At 58.5% G+C, this 14,364-nt stretch carries 12 protein-coding genes; 9 read left to right on the forward strand and 3 right to left on the reverse strand.

What is annotated here, in order from left to right; all coding sequences use genetic code 11:
* The first annotated feature begins 11 nt into the window (after window positions 1-11).
* From HQ945_RS06575 to HQ945_RS06600, 6 genes are all read left to right on the forward strand, one after another.
* Window positions 12-1,307 (forward strand): class I SAM-dependent methyltransferase, encoded by a 1,296-nt coding sequence (locus tag HQ945_RS06575; RefSeq protein ID WP_091920197.1) that lies wholly within the window; start codon window positions 12-14, stop codon window positions 1,305-1,307.
* Entirely contained in the window at window positions 1,304-2,116 is an 813-nt protein-coding gene (locus HQ945_RS06580; RefSeq protein ID WP_113280252.1) for a sugar phosphate nucleotidyltransferase, read from the forward strand. The genes HQ945_RS06575 and HQ945_RS06580 overlap by 4 nt, the downstream gene beginning before the upstream one ends.
* A complete protein-coding gene (locus HQ945_RS06585; RefSeq protein ID WP_113280251.1) occupies window positions 2,113-2,772 on the forward strand; it encodes a PIG-L deacetylase family protein in 660 nt (219 codons plus the stop codon). Before HQ945_RS06580 ends, HQ945_RS06585 begins: the two co-directional genes overlap by 4 nt.
* Window positions 2,773-3,454: 682 nt before the next feature.
* Window positions 3,455-3,934, forward strand: coding sequence for a response regulator transcription factor (locus HQ945_RS22810; protein WP_228017261.1), 480 nt, complete (start codon window positions 3,455-3,457; stop codon window positions 3,932-3,934).
* 49 nt (window positions 3,935-3,983) lie between these two features.
* Complete coding sequence (locus tag HQ945_RS06595; RefSeq protein WP_113280250.1) at window positions 3,984-6,188, forward strand: GumC family protein; 2,205 nt, start codon at window positions 3,984-3,986, stop codon at window positions 6,186-6,188.
* An 8-nt stretch (window positions 6,189-6,196) separates the two neighbouring features.
* Complete coding sequence (locus tag HQ945_RS06600) at window positions 6,197-7,459, forward strand: polysaccharide biosynthesis/export family protein (protein ID WP_051614622.1); 1,263 nt, start codon at window positions 6,197-6,199, stop codon at window positions 7,457-7,459.
* Between the two features lie 127 nt (window positions 7,460-7,586).
* Here HQ945_RS06600 and HQ945_RS06605 read toward each other — a convergent pair whose 3' ends face one another.
* Window positions 7,587-8,576: a GDP-L-fucose synthase family protein gene (locus HQ945_RS06605; RefSeq protein ID WP_091920201.1), complete on the reverse strand. Its 990-nt coding sequence runs from the start codon at window positions 8,574-8,576 to the stop codon at window positions 7,587-7,589.
* The gene (gene gmd, locus HQ945_RS06610) at window positions 8,569-9,639 is read right to left on the reverse strand and encodes a GDP-mannose 4,6-dehydratase (protein WP_027230553.1); all 1,071 of its coding nucleotides are present in this window, start codon (window positions 9,637-9,639) and stop codon (window positions 8,569-8,571) included. The genes HQ945_RS06605 and gmd overlap by 8 nt, the downstream gene beginning before the upstream one ends.
* A 371-nt stretch (window positions 9,640-10,010) precedes the next feature.
* Here gmd and HQ945_RS06615 point away from each other — a divergent pair, with 371 nt between their 5' ends.
* Genes HQ945_RS06615 through HQ945_RS06625 form a run of 3 tightly spaced genes read left to right on the forward strand, consistent with a single transcriptional unit; the run spans window position 10,011 to window position 13,728 of the window.
* Complete coding sequence (locus HQ945_RS06615; RefSeq protein WP_027230554.1) at window positions 10,011-11,270, forward strand: glycosyltransferase family 4 protein; 1,260 nt, start codon at window positions 10,011-10,013, stop codon at window positions 11,268-11,270.
* Entirely contained in the window at window positions 11,267-12,523 is a 1,257-nt protein-coding gene (locus tag HQ945_RS06620; protein ID WP_051614624.1) for a glycosyltransferase family 4 protein, read from the forward strand. The genes HQ945_RS06615 and HQ945_RS06620 overlap by 4 nt, the downstream gene beginning before the upstream one ends.
* Window positions 12,520-13,728, forward strand: coding sequence for a glycosyltransferase (locus HQ945_RS06625; protein WP_174207823.1), 1,209 nt, complete (start codon window positions 12,520-12,522; stop codon window positions 13,726-13,728). The genes HQ945_RS06620 and HQ945_RS06625 overlap by 4 nt, the downstream gene beginning before the upstream one ends.
* A 25-nt stretch (window positions 13,729-13,753) precedes the next feature.
* On the opposite strand, the gene HQ945_RS06630 is transcribed toward HQ945_RS06625, so the two are convergent.
* A complete protein-coding gene (locus tag HQ945_RS06630) occupies window positions 13,754-14,344 on the reverse strand; it encodes an LbetaH domain-containing protein (protein WP_027230555.1) in 591 nt (196 codons plus the stop codon).
* Between the last annotated feature and the right edge of the window lie 20 nt (window positions 14,345-14,364).

Genomic DNA, 14,364 nt, shown 5'->3' on the forward strand with positions numbered 1-14,364 from the left:
GGAGCGACCGCATGAACATTCAAACCAGCACGCTTTTGTTGGCAAACCGCCCGAGTGACAAAGTTCACCATTGTCGCCTGTGCGGCACCGGTTTGAAGCACACCTTCATCGATCTCGGCATGCAGCCGCCCTGCGAAAGCTTCGTGCCGCGCGAACACATCGACTCGATGGAAGCCTACTATCCGCTGCACGTCTTCGTTTGCGAGGAATGTTTCCTGGTCCAGCTTGCTGAATATGTCAGCCCCCAGGCGATCTTCGAAGAATACGCATATTTCTCCTCCTACTCGACAAGCTGGGTCGCTCACGCCAAGAAGTACTGCCACCAGATGGCACGGCAGCTCGACCTCAATCGCAATAGCCTGGTCGTGGAACTGGCCAGCAATGACGGCTACCTGCTGCAACATTTTCTGCCGCTCGACATTCCAGTGCTCGGCGTCGAACCCGCAGCCAACGTCGCCAAGGTCGCGATCGAAAAGGGCGTACCGACGCGGGTCGAATTCTTTGGCGAGAACTATGCACGTGAACTCGTTGCCGAGGGCCTGCGTGCCGATCTCATCGTCGGCAACAACGTCCTCGCGCAGGTTCCGGACCTAAATGACTTCGTCGCCGGCATGAAGGTCCTGCTGAAGCCCGAAGGCGTCATTACGCTCGAGTTTCCGCATATCGAAAAGCTGATCGCCGAAAACCAGTTCGATACGATCTACCACGAACACTTCTCCTATTTCTCGCTGCTGACCATCGAGCACATGGCGAAGCGCCATGGCCTCAAGGTCATCGATGTCGAAGAACTTGTCACCCACGGCGGCTCGCTGCGCATCCATTTCGCTCACGAAGACAGTGCACGCGAGATACAGCCGAGCGTAGCGCGCGTCCGCGACAACGAACTGAAGGCAGGCCTCGACACGCTCAAAGTCTACACGTCGTTTGTCGAGCGGGCGCGCAAGGTAAAGCGTGAACTTCTCTCCTTCCTGATCAAGGCCAAGGAAGAAGGTAAGTCGATCTGCGGCTACGGCGCACCGGGCAAGGGTAACACGCTGCTCAACTATTGCGGCATTGGCACCGATTTCCTCGACTTCACCGTCGACAGGAACCCGTACAAGCATGGGCGCTATACCCCAGGCATGCATATCCCGATCGAACCTGTCGAAGCCATCGACCTGATGCAGCCTGACTACATCCTGATCCTGCCTTGGAACCTCAAAAAAGAGATCGTCAATCAAATGCGCCATGTCGCCGAATGGGGCGCGAAGTTCATCGTCCCGATCCCCGGCGTCAGCATCATCGATCCGAAGGAGTTGCAGCCATGAAAGTCGTCCTTTTCTGCGGCGGTATGGGAACGCGCATCCGCGAATACTCCGAGAACGTGCCTAAACCGATGATCCCGCTTGGCTCGCAACCGATCCTCCGGCATGTGATGCAGTACTATGCCGACTACGGTCATGACGACTTCGTCCTGTGCCTCGGCTACAAGGCCAATGTCGTCAAGGACTTTTTCCTCAACGTCCGGCCGCAGACCTTCTCGGACTGCGTGGTCTCCGGCAACGGCAATGTCGAACTCCTGGGCGAGTCGCAGAAGGATTGGCGTATCTCGCTGATCGATACCGGCATCTGGCGCAATATCGGCGAGCGCCTGTGGGCCGTGCGCGACCAGGTGAAGAGCGAGCCCATCTTTCTCGCCAATTACAGCGACGGCCTTTCCAATGTCGATCTCGACGACATGATCGACAAGTTTGAGGCAAGCGGCAAGATTGGCTGCTTCCTCGCTGTCCGCCCGCCCCTCACCTATCATCTTGCAGACATTGCCGAAGACGGACGCGTGCGCGAATTCCGTTCATCCGACCGCTCGGATATCTGGATCAACGGCGGCTATTTCCTCTTCCGCAAGGAGATCTTCGACTATATGCGCGAAGGCGAAGAACTCGTGCTTGAGCCCTTTACCCGCCTCATCGCCGAGGACAAGCTGATGGCCTACAAGCATGAAGGCTTCTGGCGATCCATGGACACCCTGCGCGACTGGCAGTCGCTCCAGGAGATGGTGGAACGGGGCGACATGCCTTGGACGGCCCATGGTGCTGCGCGAGACGGAACGAATATCCGAGTGGTCAAGGCACTATGAAGCAACTGCCTCTGGCAAAACGCGGTGAACGCCTGTCGATACTTTGCCTCGGCGCCCATTCCGATGACATCGAGATCGGCGCCGGAGGCACTATCCTGAGCCTGATCGCGGATGGAGTGCTCGTCGATGTTCACTGGTGTGTGCTGAGCGCATCCGGGGTCCGGGCACGCGAGGCCAATGATTCGGCTGTGTCGTTCCTCCAGGGCGCTGCATCCTATATGATCGACCTCGGCCAGTTCGAGGACAGTTACTTTCCCGACCAGAGCCGGGAGATCAAGCAGTGGCTGATGGCGCTGCGCGACCGTGTTTCACCCGATGTGATCTTTACGCATGTGCGCGACGACGCGCATCAGGATCATCGCGAAGTCAATCGCCTCACCACCAACGTCTTTCGCGATCATCTCGTGCTGGAATACGAGATCCCAAAATGGGATGGCGATGTCGGACAACCTAACACCTATGTGCCGCTGACCTCGAACATCATGGATCGCAAGGTGGAGCTGCTGATGAAGCATTTCGGCACGCAGCGCTCCAAGGACTGGTTCGATGAACTGACCTTCAAGGGCCTCGCGAGGCTGCGCGGCATGGAATGCCGGGCCGCCGATCGCTTTGCCGAGGGCTTCACCGTTCGCAAGCTCGCGATCACATTCAAGTGAGCTTTCACGCTTGCAAACAGCAAGCCCACGATTCGGAGGCCATTGGCGACCGAATCGCCCTATCGGCACGCTCCTGCTGTGCGTAAATTGATTATCCTAAAGTATAAACCGTGTAATTAAGTAATTAACCCGTCCGATTCTTCGCATTTTTATGACTAAACACCGGCTAAGTCGAACTAATCCTGACTAGGCCTAGATCTGGGCGCTGCCTACATCGGCCCGTTTGCCCCAATCGAATGAATTATTCGAGGATTAAAGACACCCCGAAATAATCGGCGTAAATTGAAAACCGTGAAAAGAAGTGCGGCTGGGCGTGGTTAACACGTTCAATATATCAACTCGCAACAAATATAAAAACTGGGGTAGTAAAATGGAGAATACGCATCCGTCCCTTATGGGGAAACTCGAGAATGAATCCTTTACCCGCGAAATCGTTGTAAACAACAATCAGCACCATCACGCAGTATATAGCAACGATCGCCATTTCCAAAAGTATCAGCCTGAAGATTATCTCGCAATCGTCGACAAACGCGCCCTTGAACGCGAATGTCTTGCTCAGGCTCTTCACAATCATCACATCGGTCTTAAAGTATATACATTCGGTAGCCTCGAAGAATGGCGCGCGTCAAAGCGAAGTGTTTCCCATCTTCGCGCTGTCCTGGTAAACGCCGGCAACCGCAACATGGATGATACCGATCTGACGGCGGAAATCAGCGAACTCGTTGCAACATTCGAGAGCGCAGCTGTCGTCGTCGTCGCCGAAAATGATGATCTCAACTATGTTCTGAAGGCGCTCGAAATCGGTGTTCGCGGCTATATTCCGACAACGTGCGGCATCGAGATCTGCATGCAGGCCATCGAGCTTGCCATTGCCGGCGGCAAGTTCGTACCGGCAAGCAGCGTCCTCGCACTGCGCAAGATGCTCGGCAACCGGAACGACGAATTCCGCCACATCGCAACCTCGTTCACGGCTCGTCAGTCGGCCGTCGCCGAGGGTCTGCGCCGCGGCAAGGCCAACAAGATCATCGCCTACGAGCTGAACTTGTGCGAAAGCACGGTCAAGGTGCACATCCGCAATATCATGAAGAAGCTCGGCGCGACGAACCGGACCGAGGTTGCCTACAAGATTAGCGACATGATCCCGCATGAGACCAGATTCTGACCTGACCTGGGCCAGTTAACCGAAATCTGAACTTGCAGGGGGGTCAATCATGATCGTATCCGAAGTACCGTCCACCCATGGCAGCGGCATGGCGCTGCCTCGCATCGCCTCGCTACTGTGGCGCCGAAAGCTCGTTGTTCTGGCGGGAGTTGCAACAGCCGTCGGCGTGGCGCTCGTCGGCTATATTCTCACACCGGCACAGTATAGTTCCGAAGCGATCCTCGCCCTCAATGTACGTAAACTCCAAGCATTGCCGACGGAGTCCGTGGTTTCCCCCCTGCCGCAGGAAAGTCCGGTGCTGCGGACGGAACTCGACATCATAACCTCGCGAACGATGGCAGAGAACGTCCTGGCCCGGCTCGATCGAGAGGGCTTCAACGCCAACGGGAGGCTCGTTCCCGAGGCGGAGCGAGCCGCATCGCGAGTGGAACCGCCAGTTCCGGACAGCGCCAATGCGGCGACGCTGGAGGATCAGAACCGCGATCGCATCGACAGGCTTCTGTCGGATGTGAATGTTGCCAATGACGGCCGTTCCTACACAATCTATATCAGCTACCGCTCCGATAACCCCGTCTATTCCGCAGCAGTGGCCAACGCCTTCGGCGAGGCCTATCTCGACTACCAGGTCGATGTTCAGACATCGGCTACGCGGCGCGTCGGCGACTGGCTTGGCGGCAAGATCGTCAGCCTGCGTGCAACGCTTGAACAGTCCGAACGGGCCGCCGCCGATTTTCGTGAGAAGTCGGGCCTTGTGAAGGCCAATGGCATGACATTGCAGTCCCAGCAGATCGCTGCACTCAATGGCGAATTGGCCAATCTTCGGGCAAAGCTTGCAGGGACGGAAGCCCGGCTTGCCACGGCGATCGACGCGGCAAACAACAAGGCTGGCGTCGCATTGACCGAAGTCCTGAATTCCCCGGCAATCCTGGCGTTGCGAACCGAGCAGTCCCGCGTCGAACGCGCCATTCTGGAAATCAAGCAGAGCGGCGCCACGCAAAGCGCACAGCTGCCGCAACTCAACTCTCAGCTGGATTCACTGAACGTTCAGATCAATGAAGGGATCCAGCAGATCATCAACAGCCTTCGGAGCGAGATTGATGTGACGCACCGCCAGCAGGCGGCGGTGGAAGCCAACCTGAAGGAGATTCAGGACAGCATGTCCACGGCCAACCAGGCGCTGGTACACGCGGACCAACTCGACCGCGAGGCAGCCGCCAATCGCGCCATCTATGAAAGCTACCTGACACGCTACAAGCAGACGATCGAGCAGGATGGCATTGCCTCGGCTGACGCCCGCATGATCTCGCGCGCGCAGCCGGCATCGTCCAAATCGAGCCCGCGCCTCAAGAGCTGGCTACTGCTCGGCATCATTGCCGGCACGGGTCTTGGCTTCCTCGGAGCATTCCTTATCGAATGGTTCGACCGGTCGATCCGCTCGCCTGAATCGCTCGAAACGATCACCCGCCTGCCGATCATTGGCCGTATTCCCGAGCTCACGCATCGCGAGCGCCAGGAAGTCGCCCGCATGGTAAGGGATGGCCACTCGAGCTTCGGACGAGCCATCGCTGATCTTCAGGCCCACTTGCTATTGTCGTCTTCGCCGAAGGCATCGCGTGCCATCGCAATCACCTCGGCCGGCGATCAGGAAGGCAAGACGCTGATCGTCGCCGGCCTGGCCCGGTCCCTGTCTGCGACTGGTATCCGGACTGTCGTTGTTGACGCCAATTTCCGTAACCCGATGGTTGCGCAGGAATTTGGCGACCAGTTCGGCCCCTATCTCGAAGAGGTGATCCGCGGCAGGCAGACATTGGAAGCTGCGGTTCAACACGATCTCGCGTCGACCATCGATTTCGTCGCTTCGCAAAGCTGCGAAGTTCCAGCCGAATATCTGCTGGGCCACGAACAATTCGCCAAGATGATAGCCCAGTTGAAGCGTCAGTATGACATCGTGCTGATCGATACGCCTGCCCTCAATAACGGCGCAGACGCGATCCGCGTCTCGGCGCTGGTCGATACGACAATCGTCGTCGTACGGCGCGACACGGCAAGAACCGATATGGTGGTTGCCGCCGTTAACAGGCTGCGTGCGGATGGCCGCAAGATCAGTGGCATCGTGCTCAACAGTGATCGCCGGAAAGGCAAGGCTGGCCATATCGATACCTCCCTCCCGAAGATCAAGCTTGCATCGCCTCAGGTGATCAAGAAGATCGCCGGGCATGTCAAAAAATCCCGCTCCTTCACAGCGAAGGCATGAGGTGAACCATGTCAATCAAACAAAAGAACAAAAGTAACGGCATCGGCTTTCGCATCAATCGCACAGTGGCAGCCTGGACTTTTTCGTCACTGTTGCTGCTTTCATCGACGGTGTCCCCGGCCTGGGCTGAGGAGCCTTACAAGATTGCGTCCGGAGATGTGCTGCAGATCACTGTCTATGGCGACGCCGGCCTCTCCGGGGTATTCCCGGTCGGTGTCGACGGAACGATCGGCTATCCGATCCTCGGAAACATTGCGGTCGCCGATCACAGCATCCCGGAAGTTACCGGCAGCATAAGCCAGGCGCTCCTGCAACACATACCAGGCCTTTCGGTCTCGGTGGCGGTCAAGGAATATGCTCCGGTATTCGTTATCGGCGACGTGCAGAAGCCGGGAAAGTATGAGTATCGTCCCGGCATGATCGCGCTCGAGCTCTTCGCCTTGAGCGGGGGGTTGAAACAGGATGCGGGCAAGATCGACGCTGCCGGCGTGCAGCTCGTGGCGGCCCGCCAGGATTATTCCGACACCAGCCTCCAGCTCTTCGCCCAAGAAGTCAGGGAGGCGCGGCTGAAAGCGGAGCTCGACGACAAGCCTTTCGAATATGTGCTTTCGAGCGATACACCAACCGAGGACAGGGATGCGCGCCAGGGCGTGGTCGATTCCGAACGCAGGTTATTCGACCTGCGGCTCGCAACACTCGCGAGCCAGGAACAGGCGTTGAAAGCCCAGACGCAGAACTACCGCGAGGAGATCCAGACGCTCGAAGAAAGCACACGGCTGCGCAACGACGAAATTTCGCTCCTGGAGAAGAATGTCAACGCCTCGCAGACTCTGGTCGACAAGGGCCTTACGTCGCAGTCGACGCTGCGCGACACCCAACGCCAGCTTTCGGCAATGCGCCGCGACTCGCTGGAATTTGGTTCGTTCCTCGCCCGGGCGAAGCAGAACGAGAATGCCATCCAGCAGAACCTGCTTGCCTTGCGCGAGCAGCGCTCGAACGATGCAGCCAGTCAGTTGCGGGACATCGACCTCGACATTATGAGGTTGCGCAAGAAGCTCTCCTTCATCGTGCAGACCATGTCTGAAATCGGTGCAAGCGCGCAGCGTGCAAGCACCCGCGAGGAATCGATCAAACTGACGTTCAGTGTGCTTCGCAATGTGAATGGCGATTACAAGGAAACCGAACTTTCCGAGCATGATCCGATCAAGGCGGGCGATATTCTGCGCGCGCAACTGACCATGCCGGGCCAGGTCGAAAAGAAAATCAATTAGCCAAGTAATTAAATCGAAGAAGCCCGCCGGCGGTTTTAACCCCGGCGGGCTTCTCCGTTGGGTCCAGATTGCAAAAGATCAACCCGCCAGCGCCGGAAGCGCAGGCGGGTTGATCGAATTCTGGTTATTAGGCGGCAGTATCGACGCGCTTTTCGCTGAGAGATACGTGCATGGATTGCTGCCAGCGCAGATAGAGGTCGCTAATGCCGGCCTCGAGCGCCACGCTCGGGCGCCAGCCCATGCTCTCGAGTCGCGCCGGATCGACCAATTTGCGCGGGGTTCCATCGGGCTTGGTCGTATCGAAGACAATCGTGCCTTCGTATCCCACTATCCCGGCTATGAGCTTTGCGAGTTCGCCGATCGATACCTCGCGGCCAGAGCCGATATTGATGATCTCAGGACCGGCATGGTTTTTCATGATGAACACGCAGGCGTCGGCGAGATCATCGACGTGGAGGAATTCACGCTTCGGCGTTCCGGTACCCCATACGATTGCCTTGGAACTTCCCGCGATCTTCGCCTCATGCATCTTGCGAATCAATGCCGGCAGCACATGTGCGTTCTGCAGGTCGAAATTGTCGTTCGGGCCGTAGAGATTGGTCGGCATCGCCGTAATGAATCGCTGGCCATATTGGCGCGCATAGGCCTCGGCAAGCTTCAGACCGGCGATTTTTGCGACTGCGTAAGCCTCGTTGGTTGGCTCAAGCGCACCGGTCAGCAGCGAGTCTTCGCTGATCGGCTGCTCCGCAAATTTCGGATAGACGCAGCTCGAGCCAAGCCACAACAGCTTCTGCACGCCGAGCTGATGCGCGGTGTGCATGATGTTCATGGCAATCATGGCATTGTCGTAGAGGAAATTGGCCGGATAGGTGGAGTTGGCGATAATGCCGCCAACCTTGGCCGCAGCAATGAAAATCGCATCCGGGCGGGCTCTGGCCATCCAGGCCTCGGTATCGGCCTGGCGCGTGAGGTCGAGCTCGTCATGCGAGACCTGCAGGAGGTCGCATCCCTCGTTCTGCAGGCGCCGCACCAACGCGGAGCCCACCATACCCGTGTGCCCCGCCACCCAGATGCGCTTGCCGCGCAGGTCAAAATGATGATCGTCGGTCTCAGCCATAGAAATCGTTCCGCCCTTCTTCGCGCATGATGTTCCTCAGATCAGATTCTACCATTTCCGTCACCAGCGCGTCGAACGAGACCGTATGCGTCCAGCCGAGTTTTTCCCGCGCCTTCGCAGGATTGCCAAGGAGCAGCTCGACTTCGGTCGGTCGGAAATAGCGCGGATCGATTTCGATGAGTTCCTTGCCCGACTTGCGGTCATAACCGATCTCGTCGACGCCTGAACCCGCCCACTCGATTTCCTTGCCGACGGCGCCAAAAGCCTTTTCGACGAATTCGCGCACGGTGTGGGTTTCGCCGGTTGCGAGAACATAGTCATCTGGCTGGTCCTGCTGCAGGATGCGCCACATGCCATCGACATAGTCCCGCGCGTGACCCCAGTCGCGCTTGGCTTCGAGATTGCCGAGGCGGAGCTTCTCCTGGAGGCCGCGCTCGATTGCGGCAACCGCGCGCGTGATCTTGCGGGTGACGAAGGTTTCGCCGCGCAGCGGGCTTTCATGGTTGAAAAGGATGCCGTTGGACGCATGCATGCCGTAGGCTTCACGGTAATTGACGGTTATCCAGTAGGCATAAAGCTTGGCAGCGGCGTAGGGGCTACGCGGATAGAAAGGCGTTTGTTCGTTTTGCGGCGCCTCTTTGCTCTTGCCGAACAGCTCGGAAGTCGAAGCCTGGTAGAACCGGCAGGTCTTTTCGATCTTCATGATGCGCATGGCTTCAAGCAGGCGCAAGGTGCCCAGCGCATCCGAATTGGCGGTGTATTCGGGGGTTTCGAAACTGACCTGAACGTGGCTCTGCGCACCGAGATTGTAGATTTCGTCCGGCTGGATTTCCTGGACGACACGGCAGAGGTTCGTTGCATCGGTCAGGTCGCCGAAATGCAGACGAAAGCGAATGTCTTCCTCATGCGGGTCCTGGTAAAGATGATCGATACGCGCAGTATTGAACGAGGAGGAGCGCCTCTTCAGGCCGTGAACGATATAGCCCTTCTTGAGCAGGAATTCACTCAGATAGGCGCCGTCCTGGCCTGTAACGCCAATGATCAAAGCGGTCTTCGCGGTCATATCTTATCCCCGGTCTCGTGCTCTCAGAGCTTCTTTTCATTTTGGCCTCCGGACCGACTTCCCCGAATGGAAACGGCAACCGAAAACAGTGAAGAATCCTCGTTTCACTATAGAGACCGCGGGCCGGGAGACACTTCGGCAATAGGGATAGGCGCGGCATCCAGGGCGATGGAACATAAGGCGTAGCGGGCTGATTCCGGTCGATAAAAGAGGCGACTATGGATGATGGCTTCTACGGAAGTGGTAGATCCGGGAAACGGGGCACCGACATTGGTAGTGCCTTTGTTGAACTGTCCGTGCCCGCTGCGAACTGCAACAATCGTAGCCAAGTTTTCAGGGCTGGGCACAGCCATGGCTCGAGGCAGGTCTACATGAAGATCGTATTTGCAAATCGCTACTTCTCACCCGATCAATCGGCGACGAGCCGCATGGTTTCAGGGCTCGCGTTTGCGTTGCGACGGCGCGGCTTCGATGTTGCCGCCATCGCCAGTCGCACCATGCACGACAATCCCAATATCGAGCTTCCCGCCGATGAGGTGGTCGGTGGGGTTACCGTCAAACGCCTCTGGGCAACGCGATTCGGGCGCAGCAACATTCTTGGCCGGGCAATCGACTACCTGACCTTCCATGTTTCCGCGTTCTTCTGGTGTCTCGCTAATCTGGAAAAGGGAGATATTTGCGTCGTCTGCACTGACCCGCCACTCCTTTCCGTGACGACAGCGCTGCCGATCCGCTGGCGCGGCGCACGCATGGTCAACTGGGTCATGGACCTCTTTCCGGAAGTGGCGATGGAACTCGGCATGCTGTCCGAAAAGAGCATTGCCGGCAGGCTGAGCAAGGTTGCGCGCGACTGGTCGATGCGCAAATCCACGATGATTGTCTGTCCCACCGCTTCGATGGCGTCCTACCTCGCCGAGCACGGGCTTGACGAAGACCGGCTAAGCGTCATGCATCACTGGTCCGACGGGGAAGAAATCTATCCGGTCTTTCCCGCCGACAACACTCTGCGTACGCGCTGGGGACTCCAGGAAAAGTTCGTCGTCGGCTACTCAGGCAATTTCGGCCGTGCCCACGACTTTTCGACCCTGATCGAAGCCGCCGTGCTTCTCAGCGACCATGACGACATCCGGTTCCTCCTGATCGGTGGCGGCCAGCAGCGCGCCCATGTCGAAGAAATCGTCCGCAACCGCGACCTCAAGAACGTAACGTTCAAACCGCTCCAGCCGTCCGAACACATCGCTGAAAGCCTCAGCACGGCCGACGCGCATATCGTCTCGCTCATTCCAAGGCTCGAACATTGTATCGTTCCAAGCAAGTTCTACGGCGTCCTTGCTGCCGGCCGTCCGACGCTGTTCATCGGCGACGGTAATGGCGAGGTTGCGCGCGTCGTTGCTTCGGCAGATTGCGGCGCAGCGGTCAGGATCGGTGAGGGCCAAAGGCTCGCCGATCATATTCTCAGATTGAAGAACGAGCCCGCGCACCGCGCTCAGATGGGGATCAATGCCAGGCACACGCTCGACACCGTATTTTCGCGCGACCGGGCGGTTGGAGCCTGGTCCGACGTCATGCACCAGTTCCGCCAGCAATCGGCGGCTTCATCGCAAACCTCAGTTTTCGGGCCAGCAGAATGAGCGGTAGCGTCGTTGTCAGTCAGCTCGGTGCGCGCATGCATTACGCAGTGCCACGCATCTTCGCCTCGGAGGGGCGGCTGGCACATTTCTATACGGATATCTGTGCCACTCAGGGATGGCCCCGACTCGTCAACAAGCTGCCGCGTCGTCTGCTTCCGTCATCGGTCAAGCGGCTGACGGGGCGGATACCCAAAGGGGTGCCGGCCGAACTCATCTCGACCTTCCCGAACTTCGGTGCCCGGTCGGCGGTTCGCCGGTTGCGGCAAAAGAACAGTATCGAGCACATGGCCCATACGATCTGGGCCGGTTCGGAGTTTTCGCGCCTGGTGGCGTCGAGCGGCTTCCACGGCGCCGACGGCCTCTATGCCTTTGCCGGCGATGCATTGGAGCAAATGCAAGCCGCCAAACGGCAGGGAATGTGGACCGCGGTCGAGCAGATGATCGCGCCTTGGGACACCGTCGAAGAACTCGTCGCCGGCGAACACGCGCGTTTTCCCGATTGGGCCGGTCCCTATAGCGAGAATCAATATGCGCGGGTATTTGCCGAACGGGAAAAAGCCGAATGGGCGCTTGCCGACGTTATCGTCTGCCCTTCGGAATTTGTACGGCGCAACGTCATTGCGCGCGGTGGCAGCGCGGAACGCTGCGTCGTAGTGCCATATGGGATTGATCCGCAATTTCCGGCGCAGGACATTATCCGTATCGGCGGTCCCTTGCGGGTCCTGACCGTGGGCGAAGTCGGCCTGCGCAAAGGTTCGCCCTACGTCGCCGAGGCTGCACGTATGCTTGGCAAATCCGCTACCTTTAGAATGGCTGGCCCAAGCAGATTGTCACCGGAAGTCAAGGCCGAGATCGGCCGATCCGTCGAACTGCGCGGTATCGTGCCCCGCGCTGAAATGGCCAAGGAATATGAATGGGCTGACGTGTTCCTCCTGCCATCCATATGCGAAGGTTCGGCTACCGCCATCTATGAGGCGCTCGCCGCAGGTCTGCCGGTCATCTGTACCGAAAATGCCGGCAGCGTCGTGCGGGACGGCGTGGACGGCTTCATCGTGCCTATACGTGACAGTGAAGCCATCGCCAAAGCGGTGACCGATCTTAGCGAACACCCCGGCACGCGAGCGGCGATGTCCGAAAGCGCGGTGACGCGGGCCGCAGAGTTTACGGTCAAGCGCTATGGCGAGCGCTTGCTCGAAGCACTTTCCCTGCTTCCATCGCAACAGCACACAGTCAACCAGGCCGCGCTTTCATGAAAATTTATCACGTCGTCAGTTCGATCGATCCAGCGCAGGGCGGACCACAAGTCGGCTGCTTGCGCCTCGCGGCAGCACAGGCAGCCCTCGGCCACGAGGTCGAGATCATCAGCTATGGCGGGAGCGACATCCGGCAACGTGCGTTGCGCGCGGCACACGATGTGCCGCAGCTTGCAAAAGTCCGCTGGCACCTTCTGGCCGACCCGGACAAAATCGAGCGCGTTCTCGGGCTCCGCGCAGCAAGAGCGCTTCGGAACGTATTGAAGGACGCGTCTTTCGTCCACATTCATGGCGTTTGGGAACCAATCCTGAAGCATGCCGCGCGCATTGCCCGGAGTTTGAAGGTTCCATATTGCGTTCAACCGCATGGGATGCTCGATGTCTGGAGCATGCAGCAGAAGCGCCTGAAGAAGCGTGTGGCGCTGCTGCTTGGCTACCGCAAGATGTTGAATGGGGCAAAGTTCATCCACACGCTCAACACGGACGAAGCAAACCTGCTTGACCCGTTGGGATTGACCCCGCCACGGCTGGTCATTCCGAACGGCATATTTCTCGAAGAATTCGCCGATTTGCCAGGCAAGGGATATTTTGCCGAGCGCTTTCCGCAATTGCAAGGCAAGCGGGTCGTATTGTTCCTGTCGCGCCTTCATACGAAAAAGGGGCTCGATATTCTGGCCGCGGCGTTTTCCATGTTGGCCAAATCCCACCCCGATGTCGATCTCGCCGTTGCGGGACCGGACGGCGGCGCGAAGGATGGTTTCGTCAGCCTCGTTACGGACCTCGGGATTACGGATCGGGTTCATCTTACCGGACCGATCTATGGCGCGGAGAAGTTACGGGCGCTGATGGATGCGGCGTGCTTTTGCCTGCCGAGCCGCCAGGAAGGCTTTAGCGTCGCCATTACCGAAGCCCTTGCCTGCGGCCTGCCGGTGGTGATCAGCGAGCCTTGTCATTTTCCCGAAGTCAGGACGGCCCACGCCGGCGCAGTCGTTTCGCTCGATCCCGCGAATGTTGCCGCCGCGATCGGCGATATCCTCGACGATCCGGGTATGGCCGCGATCATGGGCGAGAACGGCAAGCGCCTTGTGCACGAGAATTATACATGGCCGCGCGTTGCGGAACTGACGCTCCAGGGCTACGCATCGCCGAGCCTCAGCGCAGCGACCGGTTCAGCAAATCTCCGCGTCGCTCCCGACCATTCATAGCAGCTTGGATATGCAGGGCTGAAACTCAGCCGTTGGCTGGTTGTTTGCGCGCCCTGACCGGCTGTGCCGGATTGCCTACATAGATCATCCATGGATCGAGTTTGCGCATGGCAACACCCCGTGCACCGAGGACAGCACCTTCGCCGACGACGACGCCGGGGCCGACAAAAGCTTCGGACGCGATCCAGGCGTTGGTCTTGATTGTGATCGGCCGGCTCTTCAGCGGAAAATCCGCATCGTCCACGTCGTGCGTTCCGGTGCAAAGGTGTGTGCGCTGCGAGACGATGGCGAAATCCTCGATCGTGATCTCGGCGACGTTGTAGCAAATTACGCCGGGCCCCATGGATGCATGCTTGCCCATGATGAGGTTGCCGGGCCACCAGATCTTCACGCTGCTTCTGACAATGGCTGACGGGTCGATCGTGGCGCCGAACTTGCGCAGCAGCCAACCCCGCCATGGACTGAGCGGCGAAGGCGTCCACGATGCAAGGAGCGTCCACGATATCATCCAAAGGAGGCGCCTGAGGCGGAACCTAAGAGCAAATGTCGCTCCGCCGAGACGCGGCAAAGGCGCGCTCGCTGCGTCGAATGCCGGATCGTTGTAACGTGAGCGCATTGTCTTACCCCGCCTTACCA

Origin of the sequence: Phyllobacterium pellucidum (assembly GCF_013327855.1) — a bacterium.
GTDB lineage: Bacteria > Pseudomonadota > Alphaproteobacteria > Rhizobiales > Rhizobiaceae > Phyllobacterium > Phyllobacterium pellucidum.

Excerpts from the sequence above, each read along its gene's own strand:
- HQ945_RS06595 (WP_113280250.1), top strand. The coding sequence starts at position 3,984 with ATGATCGTATCCGAAGTACCGTCCACCCATGGCAGCGGCATGGCGCTG.
- HQ945_RS06600 (WP_051614622.1), top strand. The coding sequence starts at position 6,197 with ATGTCAATCAAACAAAAGAACAAAAGTAACGGCATCGGCTTTCGCATC.
- HQ945_RS22810 (WP_228017261.1), top strand. The coding sequence starts at position 3,455 with ATGGATGATACCGATCTGACGGCGGAAATCAGCGAACTCGTTGCAACA.
- HQ945_RS06615 (WP_027230554.1), top strand. The coding sequence starts at position 10,011 with ATGAAGATCGTATTTGCAAATCGCTACTTCTCACCCGATCAATCGGCG.
- gmd (WP_027230553.1), bottom strand. The coding sequence starts at position 9,639 with ATGACCGCGAAGACCGCTTTGATCATTGGCGTTACAGGCCAGGACGGC.
- HQ945_RS06620 (WP_051614624.1), top strand. The coding sequence starts at position 11,267 with ATGAGCGGTAGCGTCGTTGTCAGTCAGCTCGGTGCGCGCATGCATTAC.
- HQ945_RS06605 (WP_091920201.1), bottom strand. The coding sequence starts at position 8,576 with ATGGCTGAGACCGACGATCATCATTTTGACCTGCGCGGCAAGCGCATC.
- HQ945_RS06630 (WP_027230555.1), bottom strand. The coding sequence starts at position 14,344 with ATGCGCTCACGTTACAACGATCCGGCATTCGACGCAGCGAGCGCGCCT.
- HQ945_RS06585 (WP_113280251.1), top strand. The coding sequence starts at position 2,113 with ATGAAGCAACTGCCTCTGGCAAAACGCGGTGAACGCCTGTCGATACTT.
- HQ945_RS06575 (WP_091920197.1), top strand. The coding sequence starts at position 12 with ATGAACATTCAAACCAGCACGCTTTTGTTGGCAAACCGCCCGAGTGAC.
- HQ945_RS06580 (WP_113280252.1), top strand. The coding sequence starts at position 1,304 with ATGAAAGTCGTCCTTTTCTGCGGCGGTATGGGAACGCGCATCCGCGAA.
- HQ945_RS06625 (WP_174207823.1), top strand. The coding sequence starts at position 12,520 with ATGAAAATTTATCACGTCGTCAGTTCGATCGATCCAGCGCAGGGCGGA.